The organism is Sphingobacterium sp. BIGb0116 (genome assembly GCF_024808035.1).
In the GTDB taxonomy this organism is placed as follows: domain Bacteria; phylum Bacteroidota; class Bacteroidia; order Sphingobacteriales; family Sphingobacteriaceae; genus Sphingobacterium; species Sphingobacterium paramultivorum.
The window spans coordinates 1,089,720-1,105,295 of sequence record NZ_JANUDT010000001.1 but is presented as its reverse complement, the minus strand read 5'-3'; the positions used below and the strand labels follow the sequence as shown (position 1 = coordinate 1,105,295).

Here is a 15,576-nt window from a genome sequence, read left to right as displayed (position 1 = left end):
ATGTCAATAAATAATTCGTCGTTAGGTAGGACCCGATGGACTACCTTTCAGCTCATTGCATTTCGCGTCAGCTTTATTTTCTTTATTATAATAGCTATACCTAATAATCCGCTGTGGTATAAACAAGTATTTTCGATTGACTGGTTTAATTTGGATTACCGCGATCTGTATGATATCTGTCGGTTCGGTTCTGGTGTAAATTGGTTTGGCAAAACTACATTTGGCTATCGTTTAGAGGGGTATAGTATTTGGGTGAATACCTTGTTTTTTTCTATCGTAGCAGCATTGATCTGGACATTTGTTCTACGATTGCTCAAAAGAGAGCGATCTGAATATAACAGGCTGTTTTATTGGCTCAATGTTGTGGTACGTTATAGAGCTGGTTTGGGTATTATAGGCTTTGGATTTACAAAACTTTTTCCGGTGCAGATGCCTTATCCCTCTTTAGGTATTTTGGATACCGACTATGGCAATTTAACTGCACAGAAGATCTTTTGGCTTTCGTTTGGAATTGTGCCCTGGTATCAGGTTTTTGCAGGTATACTCGAAGTGAGTGCAGGTACGATGCTTTTTTTCAGGAAAACGGTACCTATTGGTGCGGCATTGTTGGTAGGTGCTTTGGGCGCGATCGTTGTTGTGAATTTTGCCTATGATGGCGGAGTTCACGTTTACAGTTCGTATTTCGTCTTGCTGAGTTTATTTTTACTCGTGCCTTATTACAAGCCGTTCTACAATTTATTTGTCAAAGAAGTTGCCACAAAGATCGAGCTGTATTTACCTACGTTTAAGCCTGGTATTAACGCGATAAGAATAGGCCTCAAAGCTCTTGTTTTATTTGTTTTTGTTGGCATCTTTTTCTATCTGCAATACATCGATTTTCGATACGATCCATACAAACAGCCTTCGTCAGCAGGAGTAAATGAACTGCGGGGAACGTACAATGTAACGGAATTTAAACTAAATGGAGAAACAAGATTTTTTAATCCATACGATAGCATCCGTTGGCAATCTGCAACGTTTGAGAAATGGTCCACACTCACCTTTCGGGTCAATCGTCCTTTACGGTTAGACCTTTCAAATGGGGGGGGCGATCCGAAGCGGGATGTAAACCGAAGTTTTGAAATTTCAGGTGTGGCCGGAGGTCAGCGTGTTTTTCATTATTACGCCGATAAGGATAACAAAACATTGTACCTGGAGGACAAATTTAAGTTGATTCCCGATGAGCGGAATGTAACAGCCGGCGAAGGTGGCGATGGCGGCGTTCGAAACTATCTGAAAGAGCAAAAGCTATCTGCCGACACTCCAGCGATTTCCTTGACAGAATGGATTCCCGATTCGGTGAAATATAAGTTTGCCCATGAGGTAAATGATGTACATCAAAAAGCGCGGACGACACGCCGTATCCGAGAATTTGCTAAAGCAGATGAATTAGCGAGGAAAGAAATGAGACAGCGTTTCGTTCTTCATTATACGGTATCTAATGGGGGAAATAGGGTCATATTGAGCGGGATTGACGAAAATCGTGATTCGCTTTATGTGGTGCTAGATAAGGTTATAAAAGATTATAAGCTTACCCCGGGTAAATTGGTTGCTGGACAGTATGACTAAACGTGGAGCAGTATATCTTTCGATTGGCGGCGCGATCGCTTTCCTCCTATGTTGCGAAATGAGTGATCGAGTCCCATCTACAGCCAGTTTGCAGCAGAGTGAAACAGACTGGTCGGATGGACTGGCTGCGTATCAGGCAACATGGCCGGATAAGTTTGGGATAGGAAGCCCTGCAGATAAAAGTTTTATCGCCAAATGGGATATCGATGTCCGCCCCGACGGAAAAGGCTTGCCCAATGGCGAGGGAACCGCTAAACAAGGTGCTTCAGTATACCGACAAAAATGTGCCAGTTGCCATGGCGCGAATGGATATGAAGGGCCCGAAGATAAGCTGGTCACAGATTCTACGGGGAGCAATACCATCGGTAATTACTGGCCCTATGCGACAACAATCTTTGATTATGTGCGTCGTGCCATGCCATTTAACGCCCCGGGTTCACTAACAGATCAAGAGGTTTATGATATTACAGCTTATCTGTTGTACTTGAATGGAATTATACATGAGGAGCATAAAATTACAGCAACAACTTTACCTCAAATAGAGATGCCCGCGAGGAAAAGATACGTGTTAGATGATCGCCACGGAGGGAAGGAGGTTAGATAAAAGAATATGTCTGAAGGAAAAGAATATTTAAAACAGATACGAAAGCTTGTCCGTTTGTTGACGGTCACAGTAGCTTTCTTTTTAGCAATTGCGGTAGGTTTTGTGGCCTATCAACATATATCCAATCGGGTTGTAGAGCCTGATTTCGATTCCAAAATCACTGTCGATCCCAGCAAAGTACAGGGGAGGCCATCATCTGAAGTTGGCTATCGTTCTAAATTCGATAGCCCTAAGCGAATAGCTACTTACGCTACAGCTTCCCGTACGCCTTTAGAAGATCTGCAAGGCACAATTACGCCCTCCGATCTCCATTTTGAGAGACATCACGCCGGTATACCCGACATCGACCCCGAGCAGCATGAGTTACTTATCCACGGATTAGTAGAAAAGCCTATCCGATTAAAACTTTCGGACCTCAAGAAATATCCTTCCGTATCGCGGATATGCTTTATTGAATGTTCTGGCAATTTTCGTTATGGAAAACGGGAAATGACGCCTGGAGAAGTCTGCGGTTTAACAAGTCAAAGTGAGTGGACAGGTGTATTGCTATCGACCGTTTTGCGCGATCTAGGTGTTAAACCCAAAGCCAAATGGCTGTTGGCGGAAGGTGCAGACGGCGCTTTAATGGCGCGCAGTGTACCCTTGCAAGAAGCACTGACGGAGGCGATCATTGCTTATGGTCAGAATGGAGAGGCTATTCGACCACAGCAAGGTTATCCAATGCGGCTGGTCATTCCCGGATTTGAAGGAAATACTCAAATCAAATGGTTGCGGCGTATTGAGGTCACAGATAAACCTGTGATGACTAGAGAGGAAACATCAAAATACACCGAGAAAGTTAAAGGTGGGAAAATCCGGATGTTTAGTTTAGTAATGGATGCCAGATCTATTATTACCTTTCCCGCCTATCCGAAAAAAATTGAAGAAGGCTGGCAAGAATTACGTGGTATAGCGTGGAGCGGCCGTGGAAAGGTAACAAAAGTGCTGGTGAGTACAGACAATGGTAAAACATGGAACGAAGCACATTTACAAGGGCCAGTATTGGAAAAAGCACATACCGCCTTTAAATTCATGTGGAATTGGGATGGAAAACCGACACGTGTCCTCAGTAAAGCAATTGATGAGACAGGGTATATACAGCCAACATACAATCAACTGGTCAAAGCGCGGGAATCGAAGTCTGGTTATCATTTCAATCCAGTTGTAGGATGGGATATTGAGAAAACAGGGGAGGTTTTCCTTGCTGATGTCGAGGGTATTTGATCTTCGCATTAAATTTAAACGACCATTTTAAAATCGATTTGAGGATATGAGAAAAGTTGTACTTGCTGGAGGGACCGGTCATCTTGGAACAGTGCTAAAGAAAAAGTTTTTGGAATCGGGGTGGGAAGTGTTGATTTTGTCCCGAAAACAGCCTGAGAAAGAAGATGGGGTAAGTTATCTGTTTTGGGACGGAGAGCATTTGGGTACATGGGTTCATGTACTGGAAAGTGCAGATACCGTGATAAACTTAAGCGGCGAAAGCATACGACGTCGATTTACGCGAAAAAATAGAGCAATTCTGACCGATTCACGGCTTTTACCGACGAATGCAATAGGAAAAGCAATAGCAGCTTGTGATAAACCCCCAAGGCTTTGGATAAACTTTTCTGGTATATCTCTTTTTTCTGGATTAAATGAACTGCAGGATGAGACAAGTACTGCGGTTGGAGAGGGGTATCTTGCTCAGCTCACCAAAAGATGGGAAGCTGCTTTTTCAGCATATGCCCTGCCTGAGACGCTTAAAGTGATACTTCGTGTCAGCCCTGTGTTGTCAAAACAGCAAGGTATGCTAGCTGAATTACATCCGCTGGCTAGAAGGGGATTGGGCGGTAAAATTTCTAACGGACGCCAATGTGTGAGTTGGATTCATGAGCGCGATCTTGTACGATTAGTGATGTGGATAATTGAGCAGACACAACCACGGTTTATTTATCATGCATGTAGCCCCCGTCCCGTTACCAATGCTACATTTATGAAAGCGCTCAGAGCGAGTTCGGGTGCATCTTTTGGCTTGCCTATACCTAGGGCAATTGCCCGTATCGGATCGTTCTTGAAAGCTGTAGATTCAAGTATTCTTCTCCAACCTGTTCCCGGGACAACCAGGTTCACCCTGGAAGATGGATTTGATTTCGACTTTGCGGAAATTGAATGCGCATTGAACGATTTAATAAAATAACAAGAATAAATTGTCAGTCAATTTAAAAAAACTTAACTATATAGTATTATGTCATCTTCCAAATCAAGAGCCATTATTAGCGAGGACTGGACAGTCGTCATCCTCGGATTAGCTCTAATTTTTTCAGCACTCTTTGGTATCATCGTACCTAGCCCAAGTTTTTCGTGGAATTCGGCGGCAGATCTTTCTGCAAAAGTCCTGTCTCCTGAGAATCTTTTGGCGATCGGCGTCCAATTTTTGTTGGTCTTTGTTACTGCTCTTGTTGGGGCCGTACTATTAAGAAAACCGTTAAAGTCACTTTTAGTCGTTTTTCCTTTCATCTTTGTATTAACGATACTCGCATTGGTTTTAGCTGGCAATAGTACGGTAAAGGAGTATAATCTGGAAGCTGTTATTTTTAGCATGGGTATTGGTTTGCTGATCAGCAACTTGTTCAAGCTGCCCTCCTGGTTCAAAGAAGCACTTTCTACAGAATTATATGTGAAAATTGGCTTAGTGCTATTAGGAACAACGGTTATATTTGGCGAGATATTAAAAGCTGGAACTTTAGGGCTTATTCAGGCTTTGGTCGTTGTATTGTCAGTGTGGTATTTTGCATTTTGGCTTTGTAGGAAATTGAAAGTGGATCAGGAAATGGCGTTGATGCTTTCGTCGGCTGTTTCAATTTGTGGTGTATCGGCGGCTATTGCTACATCTGGAGCCATTAAAGGAGATCCTAAAAAGCTATCTTATGTTGTTTCTCTTGTTTTGATTACTGCGATCCCCATGATGATTTTAATGCCTTACTTTGCAGCATGGATGGGCTTATCGCAAGAAGTTACCGGAGCCTGGCTGGGAGGGAGTATCGATACCACTGGAGCAGTCGTTGCTTCCGGTTCGCTGGTAGGTGAGGAAGCGTTAAAAATTAGTACTATAGTAAAATTTTCTCAAAATGTCTTACTTGGCATTGCCGCCTTTGCTATCAGTATTTATTGGACATATTCGCATTCCAAAAGTGCAGAAAATGCGGAGAAACCTACATTAAAAATTATTTGGGAGCGTTTTCCGAAATTTGTCCTGGGTTTTGTCTTTGCATCTTTGCTATTTTCTTTTGTAATTAACGCTGAGCAAATCAATAGTGTTAAAGCAGAATTAAAAAGTATACAAGGCTTGTGGTTTGCACTGGCTTTTACATCGATAGGTCTGGAAACGAATTTTAAAGAACTGTTTGTACATAATAATAAGAAGCCATTGTATGCATTTCTGATCGCACAGACTTTCAATATCATGCTCACATTGGTAATCGCCATACTGTTATTTAGGTAAATTTTAGTGCTACTTTTTTCCATGTTGTTGCATTCATGTTTCTCGGGTATTTCTTGTGGTCTATTGATTTTTATCTCAAAAATATTTCCGCACATAAATAATAACCCTTGATGCATACAACGGTTAACAGAATAGGAGGGATAGAACGAATAATTGACTCGGGGGAAGTAAATAAAACTTTTATTTTCAAAAAGATATGGATATTTAAATAAAATCTACTAACTTTATAGAGTATTCAGAATTGCATCGCGCGATACCAACCGAGTAGAATTACCACGGTGGTTAAATAATATGGGTTTCGGCCAAAAAAACTGAATACAATTTATAGTTTAACCCTTTAAATTTTTAAATTGTATGGCAACAACAAAAAGTCTTTATGAACACTTATCTGAAACGCTTATTCATTATTCGATTAACGAATTAATCCAATTTAATAATGATACGGTGTCGGGCCGGGGGTGGGGATCATCCAAAGCCATATTTCGGGCCGCTCTGTTAAGCACCCTTTCCAAAAAGGGTCTTGATCTATCAAGTATTGTTTCGAGAGAAGACGGTTTTACATCGGTAAAACAAGTTGCGGTGAGATTGGAGGACAATAGGCTTGTGCCGATTGCTTAAGAATTAAAGTACTTATTACGACCTTTCTAATTGATTTATTAAACTAAATAATGAGGGGCAGACTGAAAAGTCTGCTCTAAAATTAAGATAGACTTTCTATCCTTCTTTTAAAAAAGAGTCTACTATCGAATTTACACTCTTTTTCAGGTGTTCTTAATCTATTCCAAATTTCATTAAACTTTTACAATATGAGTGAAAAACCAACACAACAGACCGCCTTGGGCGATGTCGCTGCACGACACCTGGCAATTGCCACCAGAACCGTTCCACAACTTGAAAGTATCTCACCCCGATGGCTAGTACACTTATTGCAATGGACACCTGTGGAATCGGGCGTGTTTCGCTTAAACAAAGTTGTCGGCGAAGACAGTATCCAGGTAGACTGTTCCAGACGTGATGAGAGTGTTTTACCACATACATTTGTTGATTATGACGAAAGTCCACGGGAGTATAATTTAAACGCGGTCAATACACTGATAGACGTACATACGCGGGTTTCTGATCTCTACAGCAAGCCCTATAATCAGATCAGTGAGCAGTTACGTTTGGCAATTGAGAAAATTAAAGAAAGGCAGGAGAGTGAGCTCATCAACAATACTGATTACGGAATCTTGAGCAATGTCGCGTCCAAACAGATTATTAAGACCAGATCTGGAGCTCCTACACCCGATGACCTGGACGAATTGATCACAAAGGTATGGAAGCAGCCTGGATTTTTTCTGCTTCATCCCCTCACCATTGCGGCCTTTGGGCGCGAATGTACACGTCGTGGTGTCCCACCACCCACGGTGTCACTTTTCGGTTCACAGTTTTTAACCTGGCGCGGCATCCCATTGATTCCCAGTGATAAAGTGCCTATTGTAAATGGGAAGACCAAAATTCTGTTAATCCGCACAGGAGAAGCACGTCAGGGAGTAATCGGTCTTTATCAGCCTAACTTACCGGGTGAACAAACGCCGGGCCTATCCATCAAGTTTACTGGAATCAATGATAAAGCCATTGCCTCTTACCTGATATCTTTATATTGTTCACTGGTCATTCTCGTAGACGATGCTGTGGCTGTATTGGACGATGTTGACATCACACAATACCACAGCTACAATTATAAATAAATCATTCCTTAAAAAATTTTACTATGTCTCATTTAGATATTGATTTCGAAAGATTTCTAACGGAAGAAGCAAATAAGTATTTTAAGGCAGTTCCAACGGAAAACCTCGTATCTCGGGATCTTCCCCGACATGAAATCCATGCTGAAAAACCGGGCTCTAATCCTGAACTGAGAGAATTCCGGTTAGAAGATCCAGCGATCGGTTTTCATGATCCAAGTTTTCATAGGGGAAATGCTACTATCCCTGTAGCTGGGAATGGCAGGCAGCCAGGTATTTACAACCCAGTTCTTCCTCCTGCTACGGGTGTTGATATAGAACCACAGGTCAATAAATTACCCTTTGCAGAAACGCATGAAAAGCCACTTGACACACTAAGAGGAGCATTGCAGCAATTAAGTGGTTTTAAACATACTGCCCAGATACCACTGGCCGATAGTGCCAATTCATTCTATTTCATAAAGTCGGGGGCTGCCTTTGAAAATACGTCTTCCTTGCCTTTCGATACGTTGAAACCCCGTTTTGACGTTCAGTCAATTCGTCGCGACTTTCCTATTCTGCAAGAAACTGTGGGTGGAAGGCCACTTGTTTGGCTGGACAATGCCGCGACGACTCAAAAACCACAAGTGGTTATCGATAGGATATCGCGCTTTTATAAGACTGAAAATTCCAATATACACCGTGCTGCACATGAACTTGCTGCACGTGCTACAGATGCGTACGAAGAATCGCGAAATGTCATTAAAAACTTTCTAAATGCAAGTTCACCCAATGAAATTATATTTACGCGTGGCACGACCGAATCTATCAACCTTGTTGCCAATAGTTGGGGAGACCAGCATTTAGGCCCAGATGATGAGATTATAATTAGCTATCTGGAACATCATGCCAATATAGTTCCCTGGCAGCAATTGAGTCAAAAGAAAGGTTTTAAGATCCGGGTAATCCCTGTTGATGAGCAGGGAAATTTGCTTTTTGATGAGTATAGCAAACTGCTCAGTTCCCGGACGAAATTAGTCTCTTTTACTCATGTCAGTAATGCACTGGGTACAATAACACCGGCAAAAGCCATTATTGATTCGGCACATCGTGTAGGGGCCAAAGTACTGTTGGACGGGGCTCAGTCGGTCTCCCATATCGCGATAGATCTCCAATACCTAAATCCCGATTTCTTTGTGTTTTCTGGACATAAAATATTTGGCCCGACAGGAATCGGCGTGCTCTATGGCAAAGAAGACATCCTAAACAATACCCAGCCTTACCAAAGTGGAGGAAACATGATCCGAGATGTCTCTTTTGAAAAAACAGAATTTCATGCTGTGCCCAATCGTTTTGAAGCCGGTACTGGCAATATTGCCGATGCTGTTGGCCTGGGGGCTGCAATCCGATATGTGCAGGCTATCGGCATTGATAACATCTATCACTACGAGCATGATCTATTGGATTATGCGACCCGGTCGTTGAAACAGATCGCCGGGGTTACTTTGATCGGTACAGCGACAGAAAAAACCAGTGTACTTTCCTTTACCCTTTCAGGATACAGCAACAGCGAAGTCGGTCAGGCATTGAATGAAGTCGGTATAGCCGTTCGGACAGGTCATCACTGTGCACAGCCAATCCTGAGGAGACTGGGGTATGACTCGTCGGTAAGACCCTCCCTTGCCTTCTACAATACACATCAGGAGATCGATCTCCTCGCGTTGACGGTGGAGAGATTGGTCAGTCGAAACAAACGATTTTACTAATTAAAAGTATGGCAGCTGGCGGTTAGGGGGATCGTTTAGCTGCCAGCTTTTTTTCAGGATATCAGTATAAAAAAAAAGAAATGGAAAAATTTTATAGCACTTTATTTGCCAGACAACAGGCTGCGCATGATATGCCCAGCAACGTTCGTATCTGGGAATGGGCAAGAGATGTATTTCGGCTTATGTTTCCAGAACGTAATTCGAAAAAGCTGCTTACGGTAGAGGCCGTTAAAGCAACTTTTACAATTTTGGAAAATGAGCTATATGATCTTTTGCTGAACAGTAAAGACTGTATAGGCTGTGATCATCGCGAAATTGTCCAACGTTTTTTTGAAAACCTCCCGCATATCTATCATCTGATGCTTGAAGATGCTCAGGCTATGCTGGATGGCGATCCCGCTGCCAACAATCTAAGTGAGGTCATACGTACTTATCCAGGGTTTCTTGCGATTTGCATGTATCGCATGGCACATCAGCTCTGGTTAGATCGGGTACCCTTGTTCCCCCGTATTTTGACCGAGTATGCGCATGAACGTACAGGCATAGATATCCATCCGGGAGCGACCATTGGGCGTCACTTTCATATCGATCATGGAACGGGTCTGGTTATAGGCGAAACTGCGGTTATCGGCGATCACGTAAAGCTGTATCAGGGGGTTACTTTAGGTGCCCTTAGTGTTGACAAGGTTTTAGCCGGTCAGCGAAGACATCCGATTATTGAAGATCACGTAATTATTTATGCGGGAGCAACAATTTTGGGTGGGAATACTCGTATTGGACATCATTCGGTGATTGGGGGAAACGTCTGGATAACAAGCAGCGTACCACCAGACACAACTGTGTTCCATAAACCACAAATACAATTTATCCATTCAAAAGTTGATCGCTGAGACTTTTTTGTAAATCTATCCGATGTAATCGACGATATGGATTTGCTGAAATAGTGTATACCATTGATTAAGTACTTTTAAAACAAAAAAGGTTTTCAAACGGGGAGAATGAAAACCTTAAATAACCAATTATAAACCTAAAAATTTTATGATAGTCAAAGATAATTATAAAGAATCACAAATTCAAAAAAAACTACCTTTTTAGTAGTCTTTTTTTTGTTACCTCTGTATTTAAATTGAAATTTATAATAATGAGACCATTTTTTACCTATGGACTTTTTCAACCATCTTTATTCTGTTTAGAAATCCGCAATAATGATCTTTTTCATTCCCATCATTTTTTTGAATGCACTCGGTCTTTTGTTGAGTTCCGCCCAATTTTCAGGACAAACCTGCCAGCTTAATCCGTATTTGTCTTTCAGCCATCCGCAAACGCTCTCCTGTCCTCCATCCGATGTGAGTGCTTCCCAATAGTAGTCTATTTCAGTCTGGTCTTTGCAGGGGATCATCAGCGAAATAGCCTCGTTAAATTTGAATATCGGTCCGGCATTGATCCCGATAGTTACCAGAAATTATATCATCACTGGCAATAGTATCTCAGATAAATGTGAATATGGTATAGCATTCCTGTACATGCTTACAGATTAGACTTTTATTCAAGACAAGAGGTTTTCTGACTGTTTTGAAAAAGGAAACAATTATAAAAAAGTTAACTTTAAATAATGAAAAAAATTGGAACACTATTGGCTACTTTGTTATTAACCACAACTATCAATAAATATTAAATAAATGGACAGTATAAATTCAAACTTTATCTATCTTGACTATAATGCGACCACCCCGGTAGATGAGCGTGTTTTAAATGAAATGCTTCCATTTTTTAGAACGGAGTATGCCAATCCAAGTGGGGCACATCTATTTAGTTTAACCATACAGGATGCGATGGATCAGGCGAGCGAAGATATCGCTGATAGACTGGGTATGCAACCCAAGAATATCATTTTCACTTCGGGTGCTACAGAATCAATTAACCTGGTCCTAAAAGGACTCCAGTTTTCGTCCAGAAAACATATTATCAGCATTTCCACAGAGCACCAAGCTGTTTTGGATAGCTGCGCTTTTATGGAGCGATTGGGATTTGAAGTTTCCTATTTAAAGGTAGATCCTCAAGGCATGCTCGATCTCAGATTACTTAAGGAAAGTATTCGCGAAGATACGCTGTTAATTTGTACCATGCTGGTGAATAATGAAACGGGTATTATCTTACCGATAAAACAGATCAGTGAAATAGCGCATCAGGGCCATGCATTTGTTCTTTGTGATGCAACACAGGCGGTTGGGAAAATGGACATAAGCCTCCAGCACCTTGATGTTGATTTTTTGGCTTTTTCAGCACACAAATTTTATGGACCCAAGGGTATCGGGGGACTGTATATCGCCAGTCGGGTTAAAGAGCATTTGATACCTCAAATCCATGGCGGCGGACAGCAACAGGGCTGGCGCAGCGGAACTGTCAATACAACCGGTATCATTGGGATGGCTGCTGCTTTGCGAATCGCACTCGAAGATTTAACAATAGATCAATCCCGTGTAGAACAGCTCCGAGATTATCTTGAAAGCGAACTTCTTACTATACCAGATACATTTATAAATGGAAGTACATCCCATCGGTTATTCAACACGACGAATATCTGTTTTACAGGTGTGCTTTCAGAGCAGCTGATTACCAAGTTAGGAACAATTTCGGTATCCAGCGGTTCGGCCTGTTCTGCAGTCACCTCAAGGCCCTCACATGTGCTTAAGGCTATGGGGTTGTCAGATTTGGATGCCTTATCGTCCATTCGATTTAGTCTGGGCCGATTTACGCGTGAAGTGGAAATCAGCCAGACCATTATGCGGATCAAACAGCTTGTCGAAAAGCTGAGGACTTAATGTCCAAGGTTTTCCCTCACTTCAAAGACATGCAGCACCTGTGGAAATAATGCGCCTATACTTTCGCGTACACCATTCGGTGATCCGGGCAGGGTAAGTACCAACATGCGATCGGCAAATCCTGAAATACCTCGTGATAACATGGCTGTTTTAACACGCTGCTGCCCGTATTGTCTTGCCGTTTCCATAATTCCGGGAATATCTTTGGTAATATATGGTGCCACAGCATCTGGCGTAATATCTCTGTCCGAGAGTCCTGTGCCTCCCGTAAATACCAGAAGATCTATACCAGCGTGCCCATAGTGTTCCACACGTTCTTGTACTGCACTCGTTTCGTCAGCAATTACCGCATAGGCAATATCGTGCAAGCCTTGCTTTTCCAAAAGATCGCACAGAAGCCTGCCTGAGATATCTTCTTTTTCTCCTCGGGTTACCGAATCGCTACAAACCACGACTGCAGCTTTAAGCACTGCGACCCAAGGCAAGGATTCATTGCTCTTACCGCCTTTTTTCTCAAGTAATCGGATACCACCTATCTCCACCTGTTTGTCTATGGGCTTAAGCATATCATAAATAACGAGCGCTGCAACAGAGGCGCCGTGCATAGCTTCAACCTCCACACCAGTTTTATAGATCGTATGTACTTCAACTTCAATATGAATTTGTAAGTCCGATAGGGTATAGCGGATCGCAGCATATTCTACCGGCAAAGGGTGACAATCAGGGATCATATCGCCAGTTTTCTTGATCGCAAGTAATGCAGAGGCACGTGCAAATTCAAATATGTCGCCTTTCGGAACCTGTCGCTGTTCAATAAGCCTGACGGTATTCTCAGAAGAGACAAGTACCGTGGCCATTGCTATTGCCTTCCTCAGCGTCGCACTTTTATGTGTAATATCAACCATATTATCTATTAATTTTCCATTGATGCGTATCGTCTTCAAATAATTCTTTACCCCAAATGGGCATTTCTTTTTTTATGCGTTCAACAAGTTCGTCACAAGCATCCATCGCTGCACGCCTGTGTGCTGACGACGTGAATACAAAGAAGCAAATTTCGCCAACCTGTACTTCGCCTTCGCTATGATAAACATGCATACAGGCTAATGGATACTTATCAAGCACTGCTTCGCGGATCTCCGCCATTTTAAGTAGGGCCAGTTCCCGGTTTGTCGTATAATCAATAGATTTTACGGCCTTCCCATCGATCTGATCAGCCCTGATCTGTCCCAGGAAGATGCTATGTGCACCAATTTCAGGTTTATTATGGTGCTTTGAGATAGCTTCCGCAACCAAAGTGGCCGGAATTGGTCCTTGAAAAAATATGTCGTTTTTTTGTTTAGTCATTTATATAGTTTTCTAAGGCGATCATGCCGCCGTCCAGATGGAATATTTGTTGTCCGGCATCTGTCTGTTCGTAAAAGTACTGGGCAGCCAATAGGCTCCGTTTTCCGCTCTGACAGATAAAAACAACGCGTGTATTATCGATATTTTTGATTTGTGCAGGTAATGTTGAAAGCGGAATGGATAGATGTGGCTGGGACAGACGCGGAAGTTCATTTGGATCGCGTACATCGACAAGCACAACATCCTCTGCGGACCACATTTCAACAAACTCTTGTGCATCTATGGCCTGTATAAATTGGCTCTCCGAAGCACAGTATTGCTCATAGTTAAACGTACTCAACTCAGCTAAAGTTTGTGGATAAATGGTTTCTGCGGATGCCGCAAAGGGGATTTCAAAGATATAACTGCTATTATCAAGCATATTGACCGTCATTAATTTATTGATCAAGGCGGTACCGATGCCGGTTAATAGCTTGATGGCTTCTGTTGCTTGTAATATTCCGATCATACCGGGCAATACACCCAATACCCCCGCTACATTGCAGTCGGGAGCTTCCAAGGTGGTTGGGGCTGTAGGGAATAAATGCCGATAATTTGTCTTTATGCCTTCTTTGTCGGCCACATTGAATACAGCTACCTGTCCCTCATATTGATAGATTGCAGCAAAAATCAACGGTTTATCCAATAAACGGCAAGCATCGCAAAGTAGATATCGTGCAGCAAAATTATCTGTACAATCCATGATCAGGTCGTACGAACTGATCAGGTCGGCGACATTATTCGAATGCAGTTGTTCCGCCCAATAGCGGATCTCAATTTCAGGATTCTGCAGCCTGAGCTTACCCGCTGCTACCTCAGCTTTAGCTCGGCCGATGTCGTTGGTATCATACAGAACCTGACGGTGCAGGTTGCTCAGCCCCACATGATCATGGTCAATAATACCGAGGGTTCCAACCCCTGCTGCTGCCAGATATTGGAGTACAGGGCAGCCAAGCCCGCCAGCGCCAACGACCAGTACGCGGGCAGCTTGCAGCTTTTGTTGGCCTAATTCACCAAAACCGGGGAGGACATAATGCCTCGAATACCGTTCATTCCGCATCGCTTATCCTCCTGAATAGGGTGGCATTAAGGCAACAATATCATTTTCCTGAAATGTTACCGGTGTCTTAATAATAGTATTGTTTACGGCTATCAATAAGCTGCGCTGTGCCAATTCGGCATGGTCGCGCGATAATGTTGCCAATAACTCTGTTGTATCGTTAGCTGTTATATAAAATTCCTTTGCCAATATATCGGTCAAGGAGCCAAAGGTCTTTACGTGAACTTTCATTTTTTCATTCATTTTTTATCAAAGTTTCGCCTCTTTTCATCCTACTTTGCTTATCTCACAATTGAAAGACTTGTTCGCTTTCTTTATGTTATCCGATTTGGATAAATAGATCAGTCCTATTTTTTTAAAATTTATTAAGCTGATGTAAACAATAATTTATAGGCTGCAACCAAAAGAACTGTAGCGAGTACATACTTCAGCGCATCCTGTTTTAATTTTTTTGATCCAAGATAGGCTCCGAGTAGACCTCCAAGGAAAGCTACCACAACGTATCCCCACATATGGGCATTGAACGAAATACTTTTTGTGAGCATACCACCAAGTCCCGACAATGAATTTACAAAAATAAATGCAGCACTGATAGCCGCAGTTTGTTTTTGATCGGTCCATTTAAGCAGGATCAGAAAAGGGGAGAGGATAATTCCGCCGCCAATACCGATCATGCCTGAAAGTAGTCCCACAATGCCACCAATTACCAGTGCACCAAAACTGTTGTACGGTTTGAGCTCATCTTCGGCAGGGCTCTTAAAAAAGAAAAATCGAAAAATAGGAAAAAGCAGCAGTAGCCCCAGCAACCTCTTGTACAAATGATCTTCCAAGGTGATCATGCCGCCTATAAAAGCCATGGGAACAGAGGCAATGGCGACCATCAAAAACAGATTTCGTTTGAAATAATGCCCCCTATAATACTGTATAAAGGATGTTAAAGAAACAAAGAGGTTAAGCACCAGTGCTGTAGGTTTCATTTCCTGCGGCGCAATTCCATAGAGTGCCATCAATGCCAGATAGCCACTTGCACCGCCGTGCCCAACCGATGCGTAAAGAAAAGCCAGAATAAAAAGAAAAAAATAAAAAAGCTCAAATTGCATG

16 protein-coding genes and 1 riboswitch are annotated in these 15,576 nt (G+C 42.4%); of the genes, 10 read left to right on the top strand and 6 right to left on the bottom strand.

The features are described from left to right. The 9 genes from M2419_RS04645 to epsC all read left to right on the top strand — a co-directional run bounded on the left by M2419_RS04645 (position 1) and on the right by epsC (position 10,097). A complete protein-coding gene (locus tag M2419_RS04645; RefSeq protein ID WP_259254362.1) occupies positions 1–1,608 on the top strand; it encodes a hypothetical protein in 1,608 nt (535 codons plus the stop codon). Beyond that, positions 1,601–2,212, top strand: a complete 612-nt coding sequence (locus M2419_RS04640; RefSeq protein WP_259254361.1) for a c-type cytochrome — start codon at positions 1,601–1,603, stop codon at positions 2,210–2,212. Before M2419_RS04645 ends, M2419_RS04640 begins: the two co-directional genes overlap by 8 nt. A 6-nt stretch (positions 2,213–2,218) precedes the next feature. Continuing rightward, positions 2,219–3,475: a sulfite dehydrogenase gene (soxC, locus tag M2419_RS04635; RefSeq protein WP_259254360.1), complete on the top strand. Its 1,257-nt coding sequence runs from the start codon at positions 2,219–2,221 to the stop codon at positions 3,473–3,475. A 46-nt stretch (positions 3,476–3,521) separates the two neighbouring features. Further along, on the top strand, positions 3,522–4,430 hold the full coding sequence (locus M2419_RS04630; RefSeq protein WP_259254359.1) for an epimerase: 909 nt from the start codon (positions 3,522–3,524) through the stop codon (positions 4,428–4,430). Positions 4,431–4,478: 48 nt separating this feature from the next. Then, positions 4,479–5,735, top strand: coding sequence for a YeiH family protein (locus M2419_RS04625; protein WP_259254358.1), 1,257 nt, complete (start codon positions 4,479–4,481; stop codon positions 5,733–5,735). Positions 5,736–5,961: 226 nt separating this feature from the next. After that, positions 5,962–6,055: riboswitch (SAM-I-IV-variant riboswitch) on the top strand. 34 nt (positions 6,056–6,089) lie between these two features. Then, positions 6,090–6,353 (top strand): 5-oxoprolinase, encoded by a 264-nt coding sequence (locus M2419_RS04620; protein ID WP_182331004.1) that lies wholly within the window; start codon positions 6,090–6,092, stop codon positions 6,351–6,353. Between the two features lie 188 nt (positions 6,354–6,541). After that, complete coding sequence (locus tag M2419_RS04615; protein ID WP_182331005.1) at positions 6,542–7,465, top strand: family 2A encapsulin nanocompartment shell protein; 924 nt, start codon at positions 6,542–6,544, stop codon at positions 7,463–7,465. A 23-nt stretch (positions 7,466–7,488) separates the two neighbouring features. Then, positions 7,489–9,207 carry a family 2A encapsulin nanocompartment cargo protein cysteine desulfurase gene (locus M2419_RS04610; protein WP_182331006.1) on the top strand — a complete coding sequence of 573 codons (1,719 nt, stop codon included), beginning with the start codon at positions 7,489–7,491 and terminating at the stop codon, positions 9,205–9,207. 80 nt (positions 9,208–9,287) lie between these two features. Further along, positions 9,288–10,097 (top strand): serine O-acetyltransferase EpsC, encoded by an 810-nt coding sequence (gene epsC, locus M2419_RS04605; RefSeq protein WP_046675172.1) that lies wholly within the window; start codon positions 9,288–9,290, stop codon positions 10,095–10,097. A gap of 299 nt (positions 10,098–10,396) precedes the next feature. On the opposite strand, the gene M2419_RS04600 is transcribed toward epsC, so the two are convergent. After that, positions 10,397–10,606, bottom strand: a complete 210-nt coding sequence (locus M2419_RS04600) for a VOC family protein (protein WP_409049501.1) — start codon at positions 10,604–10,606, stop codon at positions 10,397–10,399. 280 nt (positions 10,607–10,886) lie between these two features. Here M2419_RS04600 and M2419_RS04595 point away from each other — a divergent pair, with 280 nt between their 5' ends. Continuing rightward, on the top strand, positions 10,887–12,029 hold the full coding sequence (locus M2419_RS04595; RefSeq protein WP_259254356.1) for a cysteine desulfurase family protein: 1,143 nt from the start codon (positions 10,887–10,889) through the stop codon (positions 12,027–12,029). On the opposite strand, the gene moaCB is transcribed toward M2419_RS04595, so the two are convergent. The 5 genes from moaCB to M2419_RS04570 all read right to left on the bottom strand — a co-directional run bounded on the left by moaCB (position 12,026) and on the right by M2419_RS04570 (position 15,575). Beyond that, the gene (gene moaCB, locus M2419_RS04590; RefSeq protein ID WP_259254355.1) at positions 12,026–12,934 is read right to left on the bottom strand and encodes a bifunctional molybdenum cofactor biosynthesis protein MoaC/MoaB; all 909 of its coding nucleotides are present in this window, start codon (positions 12,932–12,934) and stop codon (positions 12,026–12,028) included. The two genes, M2419_RS04595 and moaCB, sit on opposite strands and share 4 nt — an antisense overlap. A 1-nt stretch (position 12,935) precedes the next feature. Continuing rightward, complete coding sequence (locus M2419_RS04585; protein WP_259254354.1) at positions 12,936–13,376, bottom strand: molybdenum cofactor biosynthesis protein MoaE; 441 nt, start codon at positions 13,374–13,376, stop codon at positions 12,936–12,938. After that, a complete protein-coding gene (locus M2419_RS04580; RefSeq protein ID WP_259254353.1) occupies positions 13,369–14,475 on the bottom strand; it encodes a HesA/MoeB/ThiF family protein in 1,107 nt (368 codons plus the stop codon). Before M2419_RS04580 ends, M2419_RS04585 begins: the two co-directional genes overlap by 8 nt. A 3-nt stretch (positions 14,476–14,478) precedes the next feature. Continuing rightward, positions 14,479–14,706, bottom strand: a complete 228-nt coding sequence (locus M2419_RS04575) for a MoaD/ThiS family protein (RefSeq protein ID WP_172840724.1) — start codon at positions 14,704–14,706, stop codon at positions 14,479–14,481. A gap of 134 nt (positions 14,707–14,840) precedes the next feature. Continuing rightward, positions 14,841–15,575, bottom strand: a complete 735-nt coding sequence (locus M2419_RS04570; RefSeq protein WP_182331011.1) for a sulfite exporter TauE/SafE family protein — start codon at positions 15,573–15,575, stop codon at positions 14,841–14,843. Position 15,576: the final 1 nt, after the last annotated feature.